Here is a 17281-nt window from a genome sequence, read left to right as displayed (position 1 = left end):
AGCGACGTAAGTCGCGAAGGCCCGGCTCTTTGTGTGTCTGGGCTTCGCGACTTACGTCGCTCCTACCCCCAATGCATCGATGAAATCCGGCTGCAGTGCGTATTTTCCCAGCCAACCCTGCTGCGTGCCGCTGAGGATGCGCAGCATATGGCCGCGGCCGCCGGGCAGTTTTCCCAAAGGCAGGAAACTGGCGTCGCGGATTCGCGCCACCATGTCGTAGTCCGACTGGAACAGCGGGGTCAGCCAGTGGCTCCAGAAGTGGTAGATGGAAACGTGCTTGCGGCGCTCGCGCTGGTACCGCGCCAATGCGCTGTCCAGCCCGGCTTCCTCGCGCAGCGCGTCCCGCAACGCCATCGCGTCCATCAACGCCATGTTGACGCCCTGCCCCAGCTGCGGGCTCATCGCATGCGCCGCATCTCCGGCCAGCGCCAGACGTCCGCGATGCCATTGCTTCTGTATCGCATCGCGATAGCTGGCGCGGGCCAGCTGGGAAGGTTCGGTGACGCCCTGCAGGCGCGTACCGGCATGCGGCCAGATGTCGGCCACTTCCCGCAGCCACGCCGTCATTCCCCGCGACTGCCAGGCATCGAAATCCGACCGGGGCAGGCTCCAGAAGAAGCTCAAGCGCGGCACGTCGTCGCCGGGCCGGGTGCCGACCGGCAGCAGGCCGATCATCTTGCGCGCAGCCACATAGCGCTGACGCAGTTCGTCCGGCCACGGCCAATCGCCGCGTTCGACCAGGCACCACAATGCGCCCCAGGGGTACACCCGGTCCACGCGGCTAGGCGATACCTGCCGGCGTAATTGCGAAGCCGAACCATCCGCCGCGACGATCAGATCGAAAGGGCCGTGCTTGCGGCCGTGCTCATCCAGCAATCTGCCGGTGTCGTGATCGACCTGGGTCACGCCGGTGCCGCGATGCATGTGGGCGATGCCTTCCCAGGCATCGGCCAGCAGCGTGAACAAGGCACCGCGCTGCATGCCCAGGCCGTACATGCGGGCATCGAGGCCTTCGTAACGCATGTCCATGACCCCGCGCCCGCACGGCGTTTCGCCATACAGCCGCCTGACCGGCGCCCCATGCTCCAGCGCAGCAGCAAGCAGTCCCATCTGCCACAGCACTTGCAGCCCGGTCGGTTGCAGCAGGAAGCCGGCGCCGACCGGACCCGGTTCCGGTGCACGTTCGAACACCTCGACCTTGTGCCCATCGCGCGAAAGCAGGATCGCCAAAGCCTGGCCCGCGGTTCCGTAGCCGACGATGGCGACGTTCAAAGGTGGGGGCATGGCACTCCTATTGCCGGTGATGGGAATTCGATGGGTACATTATAGAAATTGCGGCGCTGTCATCGCCGGCCAAACCTAAATCTTCGTCATCCTAACCATCGTCATCCCAGCGAAAGCTGGGATCCATTTTGACTTTGCCCTGGGTGGGTCGTGACTCCACAGGAAGATCAAGATGGATCCCAGCTTTCGCTGGGATGACGATCGAATTGAGACGATCGAATTTGACGAGTCCGCCTGCCGCCCATAAAAAACCCCGCCAAGGCGGGGTTCAAAAGAAACCGGGAAACAAATGGGGATCAGGCTGCCGGCTCGATGTTCGATGCCTGTGCGCCCTTCGGGCCCTGGGTCAGCTCGTAGCTGACGCGCTGGCCTTCTTGCAGGCTACGGAAGCCCTTGCTGTTGATCGCGGAGTGGTGGGCAAAGACATCGGCGCTGCCATCTTCTGGCGCGATGAATCCGAAGCCCTTGGCGTCATTGAACCATTTCACGGTACCGTACGGCATAGCTCTGGTATTTCCTTGTTGGATGCGGGTGGTGTGGTCTGTGCGCAACGCGCACCGGCGGAGTATGCAAATACCTGACCGCGTTGACAATCACCCACGGGCCAGTTCGGCCACCAGTTCCGGCAAACCGTTGGAAGCGGCTTGTACGTTGGCCAGTACTTCGGCCATGGTTATCTCCTCTCCGGTGCCGCATCCTGCGGCCCAGTTGGCGACGATGGCCAAGCATGCGTAATCCAGGCCCAGCTCGCGCGCCAACGCCGCTTCTGGCATGCCGGTCATCCCCACCAGGTCGCAACCGTCGCGTTTCATTCGAGCGATTTCCGCCTTGGTTTCCAGGCGCGGACCCTGGGTCGCACCGTAGCAGCCATGACCCACCAGTGAGACGCCGGTCACACGCGCGGCCGCGATGATTTTGTGGCGCAGCATCGTCGTGTAGGGGTCGCCGAAATCGATATGCAGCGCATCCGAGCCGCCACCGCCGGCAGGAGTTCCTTCCCAGATCGTCGAGTTGCGGCCCCAGGTGTAATCGATCAGTTGATCGGGACAGGCCAGCACTCGCGGACCGAACTCGTCGCCGATGCCGCCGACCGTATTGAGCGCCAGCACGCGCGTTGCGCCGATCTGCTTCAATGCGGCAAGGTTGGCGCGGTAGTTGATCAGATGCGGCGGCACCGAATGGCCTTCGCCATGGCGCGCCAGAAACGCGACCCGCTGACCTAGCAAGGTGCCGATGCGAACGGGCCCCGACGGTTTGCCGTAACCGGTTTCGATTTCGCGCGTGTCCACGTCCTGCAGATCGGCGAGTTTGTACACGCCGGTTCCGCCGATCACCGCCAGTGAAATGTCCATCATCGTTCAATCCTTCAGCGCGTAAATGCCCGGCAGATTGCGGCCCTGCTCGTGGTAGTCCATGCCGAAGCCGAACACGTAACGGTCGGGAACTTCCAGACCCACGTAATCGGCGCTGATGCCGGCGATAACGCGGTCGTGGCGCTTGACCGCCAGCGCGGCGATGCGCACATCGGTCGCGCCCTGCTGCATGCACCAGTCGCGAACCGCGGCCAGGGTGTAGCCCTCGTCCAGGATGTCATCGACCAGCAACACGCGGCGGCCGTACAGCGCGGTGGCCGGGCGGTGCTTCCATACCAATTCGCCACCGCTGGTCTGGCCGCGATAGCGCGTGGCGTGCAGGTAGTCGAACTCCAGGTCCAGCCCCAGGGCGCCCAGCTCCAGCGACAACTGCCCCGCGAATGGCAAGCCGCCGTGCATCACGGTCAGGTAGACCGGCACTTCCCCGGCGTAATCGCGCGCGATCGGTGCGGCCATCGCCGCGATGGCCGCATCCAGTGCGGCGCGATCGACGATGAGCTCCGCATTGGCCAGCGCGGCGGAGAGTGGAGGCGACGCCATCAGGCGACGTTCCCCGTGATGGCCGGAAGACGGGACTGCGCGTCGCCGTAGCGGGCGTCGGCGAGCAGTCCGTCCCAACCCAACCCGCCGCGGCCGATCAGCCCCAGCAAGGAGGCGGTGTCGGAAGTGCGCCCTTCCATCGCACGCAGGGATTCCTCGACCAGTTTGGGCGCGCAAACCAGCACCACGTCGCAACCGGCATTCAAGTGATCGTCGATGCGCGCCTTCACTCCGCCCGCGGAAAACGCAGCGGCCATGCCGATATCGTCGGAGAACACCACGCCGCGAAAGCCCATCTCTTCGCGCAGGATCCCATTGATCCACCGTGGCGAGTAGCCGGCCGCTTCCGGCGCCACGGCCGGATAGGTCACGTGCGCCAGCATCACCGCATCGGCGCCGGCTTCGATGCCGGCCACGAACGGAACCAGATCTTGCTTGCGCAGCTCATCCAGCGAGCGCGGATCGACCGCATCGTCGAAATGCGTGTCCTCCAGCACCGTGCCGTGGCCCGGGAAATGCTTGAGTGTGGCGGCCATGCCGACGCTGTGCATGCCGCGCACATAAGCCTTGGTGAAGGCGGCGACGACCTGCGGGTCGGCGCTGAAGGCGCGATCGCCGATGGCGCGGTTGCCGCGCGCCAGATCGACCACCGGCGCGAAGCTAAGGTCGACGCCGCTGGCGCGCACTTCGCTGGCCATCAGCCAGGCGTGCTCCTCGGCAAGCTTCAAGGCCGCTTCCGCATCGCGCGCGTACAGCGCGCCGAAACCTTCCAGCGACGGCAAGGCGCTGTAGCCGGCACGGAAGCGCTGCACGCGTCCGCCTTCCTGGTCCACGCAGATCAGCTGGGGGCGCGGCGCGGCGGCGCGGATCGCTGCGCACAACTCGACCACCTGCTCGCGCGAAGCGAAGTTGCGGGTGAACAGGATCACCCCGGCCACGGCATCGTTCTGCAGCCAGTCGCGCTCCTGCGCGGTGAGTTCGGTGCCGGAAATTCCTATGACGAGCATGCTTCCAATTCCTCAGGACATATCATCTTTTGACAGCGGGATCTTTGACAGCGGGGGCGATATCGCTGGCGGCGCGTTCGTCGTCCGTCCACTGCGAGTACGGATACGACGCCAGGGCCAGATTGTAATAGCGCAGCGAGTCGGTCACCTGTTTGCCGGCCCATTCGGGCAGTGCGAAGGCTTCATCGGCCTGCTGCAGCTCGATTTCGGCGACCACTAGGCCGGCGTTCTCGTCCAGGAATTCGTCCACTTCCCACAGATGGCCTTCGTGGCGCACGTAGTGGCGGCGCTTGTCGATCAGCCCCCCGACGCACAGCGCCAGCAAGGCCCGTGCTTCGTCCACGGGGACGGCATAGTTGAACTCCTGCCGGGTGTGGCCACGTTCGCGGGATTTCAGGTTCAGGTAGGCGTCGTCGCCTTCGATGCGCACGCGCACCGAGGCCTTCTGCGCGCCCCCTTCGACCATGGCCAGATCGTTCAGGTAGCCCTGCGCCATCGGCGCGACCTCATGAGCGGCGGCGCGCCAGGCGTCGCTGGTGACCAGGAATTTGCGTTCTATCTCGATTCCCATCGGTTTCTACTTCATCTCGAATAAAGCGATGCTTTCCACATGGCCGGTGTGAGGGAACATGTCCATCACGCCGGCCGCCTTGAGTTTGTAACCGCGCTCCTTGACCAGGAACCCGGCATCGCGCGCCAGCGAAGCCGGGTGGCAGCTGACATAGACGATGCGGTCGATATTCTTGAGCGGCAACTGTTTCAATACCTCGTCGGCGCCCGAGCGCGGCGGGTCCAGCAGCAGTTTATTGAAGCCCTGCCGCATCCAGGGTGTGCCGCGCTGGTCTTCGGTCAGGTCCGCGGCGTGGAAATGCGCATTGACCAGGCCGTTGTGTTCGGCATTGGCGCGCGCACGGGCGACAAGTCCGGCTTCGCCTTCCACGCCCACCACTTCGCCGGCCAGCCGGGCCATGGGCAGGGTGAAATTGCCCAGTCCGCAGAACAGATCCAGGATGCGGTCCTGTGGTTGCGGATCCAGCAGTTCGAAGGTCCGCGCGATCATCTTCTGGTTGAGCGTGGCGTTGACCTGGATGAAATCCAGCGGAAGGAACGCTAGTTCCACGTTCCATTGCGGCAACGCGAAGGCCAGCTTCGGCGCGTCCGGCCATAGCGGCACCACCGTGTCGATGCCGCCGGATTGCAGATAGAAGGCGAAACCGTGCTGCTGCGCGAAGGCGGTGAGCTTGGCGCGATCGGCGTCGTCCAATGGGTTCAAATGGCGGAATACCAGCGCCACAGCCCCGTCGCCGGCGATGAACTCGATCTGTGGAATATCGTTGCGTGCGTCCAGGCTTTCCACCAGCAGCGCCAGCGCTTCGATACGTTCGCCGATCTGCGGGATGACGGTGTGGCATATCCGCAGATCGGCAACGAAACGCGGGTCGGTCTCGCGGAAACCGACCAGGGTCTTGTCCTTTTTGTTGACCCGGCGCACCGAGAAGCGACCCTTGCGGCGATATCCCCAGCTGTCGCCGGTCAATGGCGGCAGCACGGTCTGCGGCGCGACGTGGCCGATGCGTTCGAGATTCTCCAGCAACACGCGCTGCTTGAGCAGTATCTGTTTGTCTTCGGCCAGGTGCTGCAGCACGCAACCGCTGCACACGCCGAAATGTTCGCAGCGCGGCGCAACGCGGTCCGGCGAAGCCTGCAGCACTTCGACCATGCGGCCTTCATCGAAGTGCCGGTTCTTGGCGGTCTGCTCGACCATCACCCGTTCGCCCGGCAGTGCACCGGACACGAACATGGTCTTGCCGTCCCGACGGGCTACGCCGCGGCCGTCGTGGCTGTGGTCGACGATCTGGACTTCGAACGGGGTTTTATCGATGCGGGGGCTGCGGGGTCTTGCCACGTGGCGGGGGCTGCGTGCGATTGCGGGGGCGTATTGTCGCAGAAGCGGTGCGCAGGCCGGAAAGCAAGCGCCGCCGCTTTGCCTCCACCTTTGAAAAAGGGGGATTGAGGGGGATTTGCTTTTGCTGTTGTTTTTTCCCCGCCGCCAAGATCAAGAGCAAATCCCCGCAGCCCTCTTTTACAAAGGGGGAAAAGCCAAGGGGGCTTTCGCCCCCTTGCCGTTGCTCACTTCTGCTTCCAGCTCCCGCCCGCGTCCTGGTACCACCAGCCGCCATGGGCGCTGGCGATCCACTGCTGGGCGAAGATGCCGCGGATCTGGCTTTCCCATTCGGGATGGCCGTTGGCCACCGCCACTTCGCGGTACACCGCTTTGCGGTCGCGGTTGTCGTCCGCCACGGCCTGGGTGATGGCCACCCGGTCCTTCAAGGCCAGCTTGGAGGCGTCGCGCACCTCGACCATGCCATCGCGGGTCAGCCCCAGGGCGCCGGCGTCGAAACCTGCCGCCAGTTGGGTCTGGAAACGCGTGGCCATGCGGTTCTGGATGGCCTGGATGGCGGGGGTCTTGATGCTGATGTCCGCGCTTTCCTGCGCGTAGGCGGTGCCGATGCCGACCAAGGCCAGCCAGTCGAACGAACGAGGCGAGCGCAGAGAAGCGCTGCCGCCCTGCCCGCCCGGGTTTTGCGGCACGGGCTTGGCTTCGTTGGCGGGCGCGTCGTCGCCGATCACCTTGTCCACGAATTCCTTGGCCGCTTCCTTGGCTTCGGCAGCCGGGAAATAGACATTGATGGTGACGCAGGCGGTGAGCAGCAGTGCCGCGGCGAATGAGGTTCCCAACCAACGTTGCATGTCGCTTCTCCTGGATTATTCGATGACCGGCTTGCTGTCGCCTTGCGTGACCGCCACCAGTCGTTCGACCAGCGTGGGCCAATCGACGCGGTGGTTGAAACCCACCACGGTCAGGCGCGGCAAGCCCGATCCTTCCACGATAATAAAGCCGTTGCCGGCTGAACGAAGGCCGTCCATGTCGCAAACCTCTTCGGCAAGCCGGCAGCGGATGCCGATCCGGCGGTAGCCGAAGTCGTCGAACAGCTTCAACGCCTGCGCCTGCAGGCTGTCGCCCAGCCCACCTGCGCCGCCGACGCTGGAAAGGTCCTGCACCGCGCGCTGACTGATGCGGCGCTTGCCTTTCCAGTTCGGGTCGGTGTGCAGATCGGCGTCGAAAGCTTCCGCCTTCCAGTCCACCAGACGCAGGTTGCGGATGCTGCCATCCAATGCGCCGGTGATCTCGCCGAATCCGAAAACCCCGGTCAGCGCCTGCAGGTTCATGTCGTCCATCATGATGTTGGCCGACAGCGTCGGCGCCGTGCCGAACGGGCGTTCCATCGCCAATCCCGACACCTGCACGGTGCCGTCGAACATATGGGTGACCAGATTGCCTTCGAAATCCAGCCGGTCGTCGGCGTAGCGCGCTTTGGGGATACGCCCGTCGAGCCGCCCCTGGAAGGCGGGCCAGTCCAGCGCCTTGGCCAGCAGGCCCACATCCAGCCCTTCGACGGTCAGGCCAAAATCGAATTCCAGCCCACGTTCGCCCGCTGGCGGCCGCAGATTGATGTCTTCGAACCTCAAGCCGCCGCCCAGCATCGGCACGGTGACCTCCTGGCGCAGGCCGATGCCGCCTTCGGCGCTGTCCAGCGGCAGTTCCGCGGCGCCAAACGCCAGACCGTGGATTTCGCCGCCGCGCCAGCGCAGCGCACTGTCGACAGGCGGACCGGCGGAAAAAACGGGATTGCCGCTGAGTCCGTCGAAACGGAAGCGCTGTTGCGCATCGATCACCGACACTTCGCGCAACTGGGCTTCGGCGCGGATCAACTCGCCGCCCTGCACTTGCATCCGCGCGCTCGCGGCACCCTGCAAACCCAACTCGCCCAATCCGAACAATCCCAGCCACCCGGACAGATAGCGCGGACGCAACGGCGCCATGTCCGCGCTCTCCATCCGCAGATCCGCATCGCGCAGGTTCGATTGCGCGTCGAAAGCGAGCGAACCTTGTACGCGCATCGCTCCGCCGTCGTCCCACAGCAACTGGGGAATTTCCCAGCCGGATTCGCCCTGCTGGCGCGCGGCGATGCTGATCGCTACCGGTGTCGCCGGCAAAGCGACGTAGCCGTTGCCCACCAGCATCTCGCCGCCGCGCAAGCTGCCCTCCACGGTCACCAGGGACAAGCCGGCGGACTTGCGGTAGTCCAGATCGACCTGCGCGCCCACGCCTTCGGCAGCGATGCTGCCATCGGGCGTATCCAGGCCAAGCCCGGCGAACGCGAGCCGTCCTTCCACCCGCAACGGACGCGACTCGGGGGTATGGATATTCAGCGAACCCGACATCTGCCCGGCTTTCAGATTCGCTTCGGGCCAGGCCTGCGCCAGCAGCGCTTGCGCCCATGCCAGCGGCACACGGGTCAGCTCGATGCGGGTGATGTCGGGCGCGGCGGCGTTGCGGTGCAAGGCCAGGCTTGAACCGCCACCGGCCAGCACCGCGTCGGTGCTGGCCGTTGCCAGATCGATCCCAAGCTTCAACGGCTCGCGACCAGCGCTGCGGATTTGCCCTTCGCAGCGCCAGCCGTCCTGCTGGGCGCCCCGTTGCAGAGGGCAATGCCAAGTGAGATTGTCGAAACGGTAGCCGAGGTCCGGCGCCGTCACTTGCCTGGCGGTTAATGTGAGTCGCCCGGTTTCGGCGGCATCCGGCCATTCCAGCCGCACCGTCACGCCCTGCAGGGTCGCCACTGGCGTGACCACCCTGGCGATGCGTGCGCTCGCCGTCCTGGCTTGCCCGGCGGCGGGCACCGCCAACAACATCAACAGGAGCAGCGGTAAGATGCGGCGGGACATGGAAGGCAGCATAACGATGTCGGATCGCCAGGGAATGAAGCCTCGCTTGCTGTTGGTGGAAGACGATTCCGTCAGCTGCAGTTTCATGGCCGCCGCGCTGCAGGCATTGCCGGCGGAAGTCGATACGGCCGCTTCCCTGCGCGCCGCCTTGGCGCACGAGGGCGCCTACGATCTGTGGCTGCTGGACGCCAATCTTCCCGACGGTTCCGGAACGGACCTGCTGGCGGATCTGCGCGCGCGTTTCCCCGCCACGCCCGCACTCGCGCATACCGCCGACGATTCGCCGATCTTGCATGCGCAACTGCTGGCCGCTGGGTTCGATCTGGTGCTGGTCAAACCGCTGACCGCCGTCCAACTGCGACAGGCGGCCGGGCAGCTGCTTGGAATCGAGCCCCCGCGCGAACCCCATCGCGTTGGGGAAGCGGACCACAGCTCCAGCGCTCTTCCGTTATGGGATCAGGCCGTTGCGCTGGCCGCATTGAACGGCAATCAGGAGCACGTGGCGACCCTGCGCCGGATGTTCCTCGAAGAGCTCGCCAGACAACACGACGAGATCTGCGATGCGCTGCAGGCCGGCAACCTGGAAGTCGCCAAAAAAGTACTGCATCAATTGAAGGCCAGCAGCGGCTTCGTCGGTGCGATGCGCTTGAACGCGGCAGCTGCCGTGCTGGAAAAATCGCTGTCCGATGCAAGACTGCTTACGGATTTCTCGATGGCCGTGCGCGATACGCAATCCTCCGGAGGCGTGTAGAGGCGCGTAGAAGCGTTGTAGGAGCGACGTAAGTCGCGATGAGGCTTTCTCGGTAATGCCGCGTCGCGACTTACGTCGCTCCTACACCGCTCCTACAACGCTCCTACAACGCTCCTACATCGCGTTAGCCGGGTCGTTTCAACCGCCCAAGCTCGCTCAGCATTTCCCAGGATTTCAATCCGCGCCCACCCAGGTGATGGCTGAGCACGCTGCGCAGGACCAGACGCAGGCTGGCGAGATCGTCCGCATTGGGTTGCCGGTCGGCAGCCAGAGCCAACAATGCGCTGCCCGTGGCCGCGTTGCTGCGCTCATCGCGCCCGCGATCGCTCAACAGGCGGCGCGGACCCTGTTCCGGATCGATCCGATAGCGAGCGGCAGGATCGATGGCTCCGCCTTCGGCGTCTTCGCTCAGATCGAAACCCGAACCCAACGACTCCAGCAGGTCGCGCTCGAAGCGCCGCAAGGTCCAGGCCAGTGAGCCCTCCCCAGGCAAGCTCTCCCTGCCCAGCCGCGATCGGGTTTGCCCATAGATGCGATACAGATCGCCATGCGGATCCTGGCGTGGCGCCAGCCGCATCACCAGCTCATTGACGTAGAAGGCCGCCAGCATCGCCTCGCCCGCCAACCGGGGAGCGGCGTCCAACGCCTCGGCCGCTACCAGCTGCGCCAGTTCGCCGCGCTGCACGGCGTCCAGGCGGATGTGCTGAAGCGGTTGCAGGGCGGCGCGCAGTACCTGCTTCTTCGGACCCTGAACTCCGCGCGCCACCAACCCAAGCCGCCCGTGATTTTCGGCCAGGACTTCCACCAGCAAGCTGGTCTCGCGCCAGGGGCGGGCATGCAGAACGTAGGCGGCTTCGGCGGTGATACGCATCAATGCGCATTGTAGGAGCTGCGCCGTGTTGTGGGAGCGCCGTCTCGGCGCGAGCTCTTGCTTTTTGTCCGAATAAAGCAGGGTCAGCCTGCTATCCGGTCTTTTCGTGGGGGCTGACTAAGCTTGGCTCCATAAAAGCAAGAGCTCGCGCCGAGACGGCGCTCCCACCAACAGCGGTCCGGCGAAAGCTGCCGAAGCTATTCGTTGTAACCGAATGCCTTTAAGGCGGCCGCATCGCCCGACCAGCCCTCGCGCACGCGCACCCAGGTTTCCAGGAAGACCTTCGCATCGAACATGCGCTCCATCTGCAGGCGCGCCTTGCTGCCGATTTCCTTGAGCCGCGCGCCGCCCTTGCCGATGACGATGGATTTCTGGCTTTCGCGCTCGACCCAGATCACCGCGCCGATGCGCAGCAACCCCTCTTCTTCCGCGAAACGCTCGATTTCCACGGTGGTGGCATAAGGCAGTTCGTTGCCCAGCTGCCGCATCAGCTGTTCGCGCAGCAGTTCGCCGGCCATGAACCGCTGGCTGCGGTCGGTGATTTCGTCTTCGCCGAACATCGGTGGCGCCACCGGCAGCAACGCGAGCATGTCGCGCACCAGTTGCTCCAGGCCATTGCGCTTCAGCGCCGAGACCAGATGCACGCTGGCGAACGTGCGGCCTTCGGTGACCTTGCCCAGGAAGGGCAGCAGCTCGGACTTGACCTTGATCTGGTCGACCTTGTTGACCACCAGCATCACCGGGATACCGGTGTCGCTGAGCACGTTGTAGGCCAGGGTGTCGGCTTCGTCCCAGCGCCCGGCTTCGATGACCAGTACGGCGGCATCGACATCTTCCAGCGCACCGCGCGCGGCGCGGTTCATCACCTTGCTCATCGCCGAAGCCGAGAACTTGCCCTCCTGCTTATGCAAGCCGGGCGTATCCACCAGCGCGATCTGGCCTTCCGGGAAAGTGGCGATGCCCAGCAGGCGATGGCGCGTGGTCTGCGGCCGATTGGAAACGATGCTGACCTTGGAACCGACCAACGCATTGGTGAGCGTGGACTTGCCCACGTTGGGCCGGCCGATGACGGCGATGCTGCCGCTGCGATGGCCGTCTTTGCCGGGCGTTTGTGCGTTCACGTGGAGATATCCAGTTTTTCCAGCAGGGCCGCGGCGGCGGCCTGCTCGGCGTTGCGGCGCGAGCTGCCCTCGCCTTCGGCGGTCAGGGTAGGATCGATGATGGTGCAGCTGACGTTGAAAGTCTTGGCGTGATCGTCGCCGCTTTCGGAAACCAGCTCGTAGGACGGCAGCGGCCGCTGGCGGGCCTGCAGCCATTCCTGCAGACGCGTTTTCGCGTCCTTGCCCGGCTTGCCTACCGGCAACGCCGCCAGGGATTCCTCGAACCACGGCAGCACGGCAACGCGGCAGGCTTCGAATCCGGAATCGAGATAGATCGCCGCCACCACCGCTTCCAGCGCGTCGGCCAGGATCGAGTCGCGGCGATGACCGCCGGATTTCATTTCGCCCGGCCCCATGGTCAGGCGGGCGCCCAATTCCAGACGCCGCGCGATGGTGGCCAGCGAGGCCTCGCGCACCAGTTCGGCGCGGGCGCGGGTCAAGGCGCCTTCGTCGGCCTTGGGCCAGCGCTGGAACAGCACTTCGGCGACCAGCAGGTTGACGATACCGTCGCCCAGGAACTCCAGGCGCTCGTTGTGCGGAGCGCCGGCGCTGCGATGGGTCAGGGCCTGCTGCAGCAGGCCCGGGTCCGCGAAACGGTAGCTGTCCAGCTCACCGTGACGGAATTTCAGATCAATCGGTGCCACCGTGACGGGTCAGGTCTTGCGAAATGTCGAATACGCCCACCACGTCCAGATTGCCGACCAGCGGACGGCGGATCTCGTAGTTGATCTTCATGTTCCAGCCGTTGTCTATACGCTCGATCTTCACGTTCTCCGGCTTCACGTTTTCGGAGTAGTTGATGTACAGGCGGCGGAAGAACAGGTCCTCGATCTTGGAGGGATCCATGTCGCCAATACCCGGTTCCGAAGCCAACCCCTTGGCCGCGGTACGCACCGAGTAGTACTCCTGATACATCGGAAACAGCTTCATGCCGATGTACGCGGCGAAACCGACCACCGCCAGCACGACGAGGAAACTCATCAGCGTCAGGCCGCTCTGCTTGCGATTCATCTGCGGATTGCCGATTTTCAGCTTGCGATTCATATGCCTTATCCCCGGTCAGACAACTTGGTTATTGGATCTTGGTTCCGATCCTGGACGCATCGAAACTCCCCTTGCAGAACCAGCCTTCACAGTTCAGCCAGATCAGGAACGCCTTGCCGCGCAGGTCCTTCTCCGGCAGGAAGTTGTGGTTCGGGATCGGCGAACCGTCCTTCGGGCTGATCTCCGGCCACAAACGGCCGTCCTCGCTATTATCACGATTGTCGCCCATCACGAAATAGTACCCAGCCGGCACTTCCCACTCTCCGGCGCCCACCAGGTTGTCCAGCCCCTCCAGCACCTTGTGGGGACGGCCCGGCAGATCCTCTTCCAGCAACGCCGCGCTGTCGGTGCCCTGGGCCACGCCGCGCCCGGTGTAGGTGCCCAGCATCTTGTAGGTCATGGCCTGGCCGTTGACCGTCAGGGTGTTGCCCTGGAACGAGATGCGGTCGCCCGGCAGCCCGATCACGCGCTTGATCCAGTTGTTTTCCGGGTCGTGCGGCGGCTTGAACACCACCACATCGCCGCGCTTGGGCTCGCCGATGGAAATGAACTTCTTGTTGTTGATCGGCAGACGCAGGCCGTAGGCGAACTTGTTGACCAGGATGAAATCGCCGATCAGCAGATTGGGCATCATCGAGGCCGACGGGATCTTGTAGGGCTCGGCGATGAAGCTGCGCAGGATCAACACGATGGCCAACACCGGGAAGAACGCGCGCGAATAGTCGACCAGCACCGGCTCTTCGTCCAGCAAACCGCTGCGCGCGGCGCGACGCTTGGCCAGGAACAGCTTGTCCAGCAGCCAGATGAAACCGGTCAGCAGGGTGAGCACTACCAGGATTGTTTCGAACCAGACCATACACACTCCGTTGATAAGCCCCTCTCCCACCGGGAGAGGGGTTGGGGTGAGGGTACGGCGAAGTCAAGATGGTTCAATCATCTGGACTTCGCCGTACCCTCATCCGCCCTTCGGGCACCTTCTCCCGCAGGGAGAAGGGTAAGAAATTACTTGTTGTCCATCTGCAGTACGGCCAGGAACGCTTCCTGCGGAATCTCCACGCTGCCCACCTGCTTCATGCGCTTCTTGCCTTCCTTCTGCTTTTCCAGAAGCTTCTTCTTGCGGCTTATGTCGCCACCATAGCATTTGGCCAGCACGTTCTTGCGCATCGCCTTGACCGTGCTGCGGGCGATCACCTGGGCGCCGACGGCGGCCTGGATGGCCACGTCGAACATCTGCCGGGGGATCAGTTCACGCATCTTCTCGGTCAGTTCGCGACCGCGGCGGTCGGCGTACTGGCGGTGCACGATCAGCGACAGCGCATCCACTTTGTCGCCGTTGATCAGCGTGTCCACGCGCACGAACGGACCGGCTTCAAAACGCAGGAAGTGATAGTCCAGCGACGCGTAGCCGCGCGACACCGACTTGAGCCGATCGAAGAAATCCAGCACCACTTCGGCCATCGGCAGTTCGTAGCTGATCTGCACCTGCGAGCCCAGGTAATTGATGCTGATCTGGCGGCCGCGCTTTTCTTCGCACAGGGTGATGACGTTGCCCACATAGTCCGGCGGGGTCAGCACGTTGGCGCGGATGATCGGCTCGCGGATCTCGTCGATCAGGTTGGTCTGCGGAAGCTTGGACGGATTGTCCAGGCTGAGGATGGTGCCGTCGGTCTTCAGCACTTCATAGACCACGGTGGGCGCGGTGCTGATCAGGTTGAGGTCGTATTCGCGCTCCAGGCGCTCCTGCACGATCTCCATGTGCAGCATGCCCAGGAAGCCGCAGCGGAAACCGAAGCCCATGGCCTCGGAGCTTTCCGGCTCGAAGCGCAGCGCGGCGTCGTTGAGGCGCAGCTTTTCCAGCGCTTCGCGCAGGTCCGGGTAGTCGTCGGCGTCCACCGGGAACAGGCCGGCGAACACGCGCGGCTGCATTTCCTGGAAGCCGGGCAGCGGCTTGGACGCCGGATCGCTGGCCAGGGTGAGGGTGTCGCCGACCGGCGCACCGTGCACATCCTTGATCGAGGCGTTGATCCAGCCCACTTCGCCGGCGCCGAGCTTCTTCAGCTCTTTGCGCTTGGGAGTGAATACGCCCACCTTGTCGACCAGGTGGGTGCGGCCGGTGGACATGACCAGCATCTTGGTGCCGGGCACGATCTCGCCCTGCATCACCCGTACCAGCGAGACCACGCCCAGGTAGTTGTCGAACCAGGAGTCGATGATCAGCGCCTGCAGCTTGTCGGTGTCGCGCGGGACCGGCGCGGGAATTCGCTTGACGATGGCTTCCAGCACGTCGACCACGTTCAGACCGGTCTTGGCGCTGATGGCCACCGCGTCCTCGGCGTCGATGCCTATCACCGCCTCGATTTCGGCCTTCACCTTTTCGATGTCGGCGGTGGGCAAGTCGATCTTGTTGATCACCGGCACCACTTCCAGGCCCTGCTCCACCGCGGTGTAGCAGTTGGCCACGGATTGGGCTTCCACGCCCTGGGCGGCGTCCACCACCAGCAGCGCACCCTCGCAGGCGGCCAGCGAGCGCGAGACTTCATAGCTGAAGTCCACATGGCCGGGGGTGTCGATGAAGTTCAGCTGGTAGGTCACCCCGTCCTTGGCCGTATACGGCAGGGACACGGACTGGGCCTTGATGGTGATGCCGCGCTCGCGCTCGATCGGGTTGGAGTCGAGTACCTGCGCTTCCATTTCGCGGGCCTCAAGACCGCCGCAAAGCTGGATGATGCGGTCGGCCAAGGTGGATTTGCCGTGGTCGACGTGGGCGATGATGGAGAAATTGCGGATGTGCTGCATGGGGGCGGCCGCAAGGGCCGTCAGAATGAATAACGGCGCATTATCGCACGGCTGCAGGCGACAGGCCGCCGTGCTGTGTTCCAGCACGGCGGCCCTGTTTTACGTCTCGGGGCCGGCTCAGTCGTCCTGGCCGGCGGTGAGCGCCACGAAAGCGGTGCCCCCACGCGGGCTACGGACCAGCAACATGATCACGTCGCCGGCCTTTATTCCTCGAATTTCCTGATTGAATGCGGCGATGCTGCCAACCGGTCGACGCCCCACCTGGAGAATCACAATTCCCGGCGCCAGGCCGGCCTCGGTGGCCGATTGGCCCTCGACACGGGTAATCCGGACGCCCTCTCCCGCCTTAAGGCCGAGTTGCTTGCGTGTCGCTGCATCCAACTCGCCCACGGAAATCCCCAGCAGGGCTGATGCACTCGGCGCAGCGGAATCGGACTCAGGTGCGGGAGATGCCCCGCCCGAGTCTGCCAACGACGCCCCGTCCTCCAGGACGGAAAGAGTGACCACGACATCGCGCGACCTGCCGTCGCGCAGGATTCCGAGCGTAACCTTGGAACCAGGCGCCATAGCACCGATCCTGGGAGGCAAATCGCTCGAAGTCACGATCTCGCTGCCGTTGACCGAACGGATGATGTCGCCAGCCTCCAGCCCGGCTTTCTCCGCAGCGCTGCCGTCGAGCACTTCGTTGATCAGGGCTCCTCGCGTATCCGGAGCTTTGGCCGCAGCTGCCAGATCGGCTGTGAGCACCCCGACCTGTACGCCGAGCTGACCACGACTCACCTTGCCGGTCTTCTTAAGTTGTTCGACCGCACTCATTGCCAAATCGATCGGAATGGCGAAGCTGATGCCCATGTAGCCACCGGACGCCGAAAAGATCTGGGAGTTGATGCCGACCACTTCGCCGCGCGTGTTGAGCAGCGGGCCACCGGAATTGCCCTGGTTGATCGCCACGTCGGTCTGGATGAAGGGAACGTAGCGCTGGTCTGCATAAGGATTGCTGCGTCCGGTCGCGCTGACGATGCCGGCGGTGACGGAATGATCCAGCCCGAACGGCGATCCGATGGCGACGACCCACTGGCCCGGCTTGAGGGTGTTCGAATCGCCCAGCCGGATAGAGGGCAGGTTTTTGGCTTCGATCTTGAGCAGCGCCACGTCGTACTGCTGGTCGCTGCCGATGACCTTAGCGACAAGTTCTCGCCGGTCGGACAGCTTGACTGTGACCGTGTCCGCGCCATCGACCACATGGTGATTGGTCAACACATAACCATCCGGCGAAATGATGAAGCCGCTGCCCATCGAGGTGCCGCGGCGCTGCGGCTGTTGCGGTCCACCGGGCATGCCCGGGCCGAAGAAGCGACGGAAAATTTCCGGTATGTCTTCTTCGTCGGGCATCTGCTGCTGTTCGCGCGATACCTGGCGAGCGCCGACCTTGGCCTCGATATTCACCACGCCAGGACCCACCTGCTCCACCAGCTGGGTGAAATCCGGAAGTCCGGTGACGATTTGCGGGGCGCTGCTCTGCGCAATGGAACTGACCGCAGCCGGAGCTGCGCCTTGCGCCGTGGCGGCCGGCTGCTGCGCGCAGGCGGCCAGCGGAGTAGTGAGGACCAACAGGCCGAACAAGCTATTACGGACACTGGAATTCATCGAACGCATGCCTCGAT

General features: G+C 64.2%; 17 protein-coding genes. 1 reads left to right on the top strand and 16 read right to left on the bottom strand.

The window, feature by feature from the left end:
• Window positions 1–51 precede the first annotated feature (51 nt).
• The 9 genes from BLR66_RS00820 to BLR66_RS00780 all read right to left on the bottom strand — a co-directional run bounded on the left by BLR66_RS00820 (window position 52) and on the right by BLR66_RS00780 (window position 8995).
• Complete coding sequence (locus BLR66_RS00820) at window positions 52–1284, bottom strand: FAD-dependent oxidoreductase (protein WP_093279746.1); 1233 nt, start codon at window positions 1282–1284, stop codon at window positions 52–54.
• 296 nt (window positions 1285–1580) lie between these two features.
• The gene (locus tag BLR66_RS00815; protein WP_093279745.1) at window positions 1581–1787 is read right to left on the bottom strand and encodes a cold-shock protein; all 207 of its coding nucleotides are present in this window, start codon (window positions 1785–1787) and stop codon (window positions 1581–1583) included.
• A 90-nt stretch (window positions 1788–1877) separates the two neighbouring features.
• Window positions 1878–2639: an S-methyl-5'-thioinosine phosphorylase gene (locus BLR66_RS00810; protein ID WP_093279744.1), complete on the bottom strand. Its 762-nt coding sequence runs from the start codon at window positions 2637–2639 to the stop codon at window positions 1878–1880.
• Window positions 2640–2642: 3 nt separating this feature from the next.
• Complete coding sequence (locus BLR66_RS00805; RefSeq protein WP_093279743.1) at window positions 2643–3197, bottom strand: hypoxanthine-guanine phosphoribosyltransferase; 555 nt, start codon at window positions 3195–3197, stop codon at window positions 2643–2645.
• Window positions 3197–4204 carry a beta-N-acetylhexosaminidase gene (gene nagZ / locus BLR66_RS00800; RefSeq protein ID WP_093279742.1) on the bottom strand — a complete coding sequence of 336 codons (1008 nt, stop codon included), beginning with the start codon at window positions 4202–4204 and terminating at the stop codon, window positions 3197–3199. Before nagZ ends, BLR66_RS00805 begins: the two co-directional genes overlap by 1 nt.
• 22 nt (window positions 4205–4226) lie before the next feature.
• Entirely contained in the window at window positions 4227–4775 is a 549-nt protein-coding gene (locus BLR66_RS00795) for a CYTH domain-containing protein (protein ID WP_093279741.1), read from the bottom strand.
• Window positions 4776–4781: 6 nt separating this feature from the next.
• Window positions 4782–6110 carry a 23S rRNA (uracil(1939)-C(5))-methyltransferase RlmD gene (rlmD, locus tag BLR66_RS00790; RefSeq protein ID WP_093279740.1) on the bottom strand — a complete coding sequence of 443 codons (1329 nt, stop codon included), beginning with the start codon at window positions 6108–6110 and terminating at the stop codon, window positions 4782–4784.
• 224 nt (window positions 6111–6334) lie between these two features.
• A complete protein-coding gene (locus tag BLR66_RS00785) occupies window positions 6335–6955 on the bottom strand; it encodes a YdbL family probable chaperone protein (RefSeq protein ID WP_093279739.1) in 621 nt (206 codons plus the stop codon).
• A gap of 15 nt (window positions 6956–6970) precedes the next feature.
• Window positions 6971–8995 carry an AsmA family protein gene (locus BLR66_RS00780; protein WP_176943712.1) on the bottom strand — a complete coding sequence of 675 codons (2025 nt, stop codon included), beginning with the start codon at window positions 8993–8995 and terminating at the stop codon, window positions 6971–6973.
• Window positions 8996–9029: 34 nt separating this feature from the next.
• On the opposite strand from BLR66_RS00780, the gene BLR66_RS00775 reads away from it, so the two are divergent.
• The gene (locus BLR66_RS00775; RefSeq protein WP_176943711.1) at window positions 9030–9746 is read left to right on the top strand and encodes a response regulator; all 717 of its coding nucleotides are present in this window, start codon (window positions 9030–9032) and stop codon (window positions 9744–9746) included.
• Between the two features lie 124 nt (window positions 9747–9870).
• On the opposite strand, the gene recO is transcribed toward BLR66_RS00775, so the two are convergent.
• The 7 genes from recO to BLR66_RS00740 all read right to left on the bottom strand — a co-directional run bounded on the left by recO (window position 9871) and on the right by BLR66_RS00740 (window position 17264).
• Window positions 9871–10617, bottom strand: a complete 747-nt coding sequence (recO, locus tag BLR66_RS00770; RefSeq protein ID WP_093279736.1) for a DNA repair protein RecO — start codon at window positions 10615–10617, stop codon at window positions 9871–9873.
• A gap of 197 nt (window positions 10618–10814) precedes the next feature.
• Entirely contained in the window at window positions 10815–11738 is a 924-nt protein-coding gene (gene era / locus BLR66_RS00765; RefSeq protein ID WP_093279735.1) for a GTPase Era, read from the bottom strand.
• Complete coding sequence (gene rnc / locus BLR66_RS00760) at window positions 11735–12412, bottom strand: ribonuclease III (protein ID WP_093284102.1); 678 nt, start codon at window positions 12410–12412, stop codon at window positions 11735–11737. Before rnc ends, era begins: the two co-directional genes overlap by 4 nt.
• The gene (locus tag BLR66_RS00755) at window positions 12408–12788 is read right to left on the bottom strand and encodes a DUF4845 domain-containing protein (protein WP_093284097.1); all 381 of its coding nucleotides are present in this window, start codon (window positions 12786–12788) and stop codon (window positions 12408–12410) included. Before BLR66_RS00755 ends, rnc begins: the two co-directional genes overlap by 5 nt.
• A gap of 61 nt (window positions 12789–12849) precedes the next feature.
• Window positions 12850–13677, bottom strand: coding sequence for a signal peptidase I (lepB, locus tag BLR66_RS00750; RefSeq protein WP_093279734.1), 828 nt, complete (start codon window positions 13675–13677; stop codon window positions 12850–12852).
• 146 nt (window positions 13678–13823) lie between these two features.
• Window positions 13824–15617 (bottom strand): translation elongation factor 4, encoded by a 1794-nt coding sequence (gene lepA / locus BLR66_RS00745; protein ID WP_093284092.1) that lies wholly within the window; start codon window positions 15615–15617, stop codon window positions 13824–13826.
• A gap of 117 nt (window positions 15618–15734) precedes the next feature.
• A complete protein-coding gene (locus BLR66_RS00740) occupies window positions 15735–17264 on the bottom strand; it encodes a DegQ family serine endoprotease (RefSeq protein ID WP_093279733.1) in 1530 nt (509 codons plus the stop codon).
• Window positions 17265–17281: the final 17 nt, after the last annotated feature.

The organism is Pseudoxanthomonas sp. CF125, assembly GCF_900104085.1.
Classification (GTDB): domain Bacteria; phylum Pseudomonadota; class Gammaproteobacteria; order Xanthomonadales; family Xanthomonadaceae; genus Pseudoxanthomonas_A.
Note: the sequence above shows the minus strand (reverse complement) of the source record. Positions and strands in the feature narration are given on the sequence as shown.

Bases quoted from the DNA above. Each gene is read 5' to 3' on its own strand.
- BLR66_RS00820 (WP_093279746.1), bottom strand. From the start codon at position 1,284: ATGCCCCCACCTTTGAACGTCGCCATCGTCGGCTACGGAACCGCGGGC.
- BLR66_RS00815 (WP_093279745.1), bottom strand. From the start codon at position 1,787: ATGCCGTACGGTACCGTGAAATGGTTCAATGACGCCAAGGGCTTCGGA.
- BLR66_RS00810 (WP_093279744.1), bottom strand. From the start codon at position 2,639: ATGATGGACATTTCACTGGCGGTGATCGGCGGAACCGGCGTGTACAAA.
- BLR66_RS00805 (WP_093279743.1), bottom strand. From the start codon at position 3,197: ATGGCGTCGCCTCCACTCTCCGCCGCGCTGGCCAATGCGGAGCTCATC.
- nagZ (WP_093279742.1), bottom strand. From the start codon at position 4,204: ATGCTCGTCATAGGAATTTCCGGCACCGAACTCACCGCGCAGGAGCGC.
- BLR66_RS00795 (WP_093279741.1), bottom strand. From the start codon at position 4,775: ATGGGAATCGAGATAGAACGCAAATTCCTGGTCACCAGCGACGCCTGG.
- BLR66_RS00785 (WP_093279739.1), bottom strand. From the start codon at position 6,955: ATGCAACGTTGGTTGGGAACCTCATTCGCCGCGGCACTGCTGCTCACC.
- BLR66_RS00780 (WP_176943712.1), bottom strand. From the start codon at position 8,995: ATGTCCCGCCGCATCTTACCGCTGCTCCTGTTGATGTTGTTGGCGGTG.
- BLR66_RS00775 (WP_176943711.1), top strand. From the start codon at position 9,030: ATGAAGCCTCGCTTGCTGTTGGTGGAAGACGATTCCGTCAGCTGCAGT.
- recO (WP_093279736.1), bottom strand. From the start codon at position 10,617: ATGCGTATCACCGCCGAAGCCGCCTACGTTCTGCATGCCCGCCCCTGG.
- BLR66_RS00755 (WP_093284097.1), bottom strand. From the start codon at position 12,788: ATGAATCGCAAGCAGAGCGGCCTGACGCTGATGAGTTTCCTCGTCGTG.
- lepB (WP_093279734.1), bottom strand. From the start codon at position 13,677: ATGGTCTGGTTCGAAACAATCCTGGTAGTGCTCACCCTGCTGACCGGT.
- lepA (WP_093284092.1), bottom strand. From the start codon at position 15,617: ATGCAGCACATCCGCAATTTCTCCATCATCGCCCACGTCGACCACGGC.
- BLR66_RS00740 (WP_093279733.1), bottom strand. From the start codon at position 17,264: ATGAATTCCAGTGTCCGTAATAGCTTGTTCGGCCTGTTGGTCCTCACT.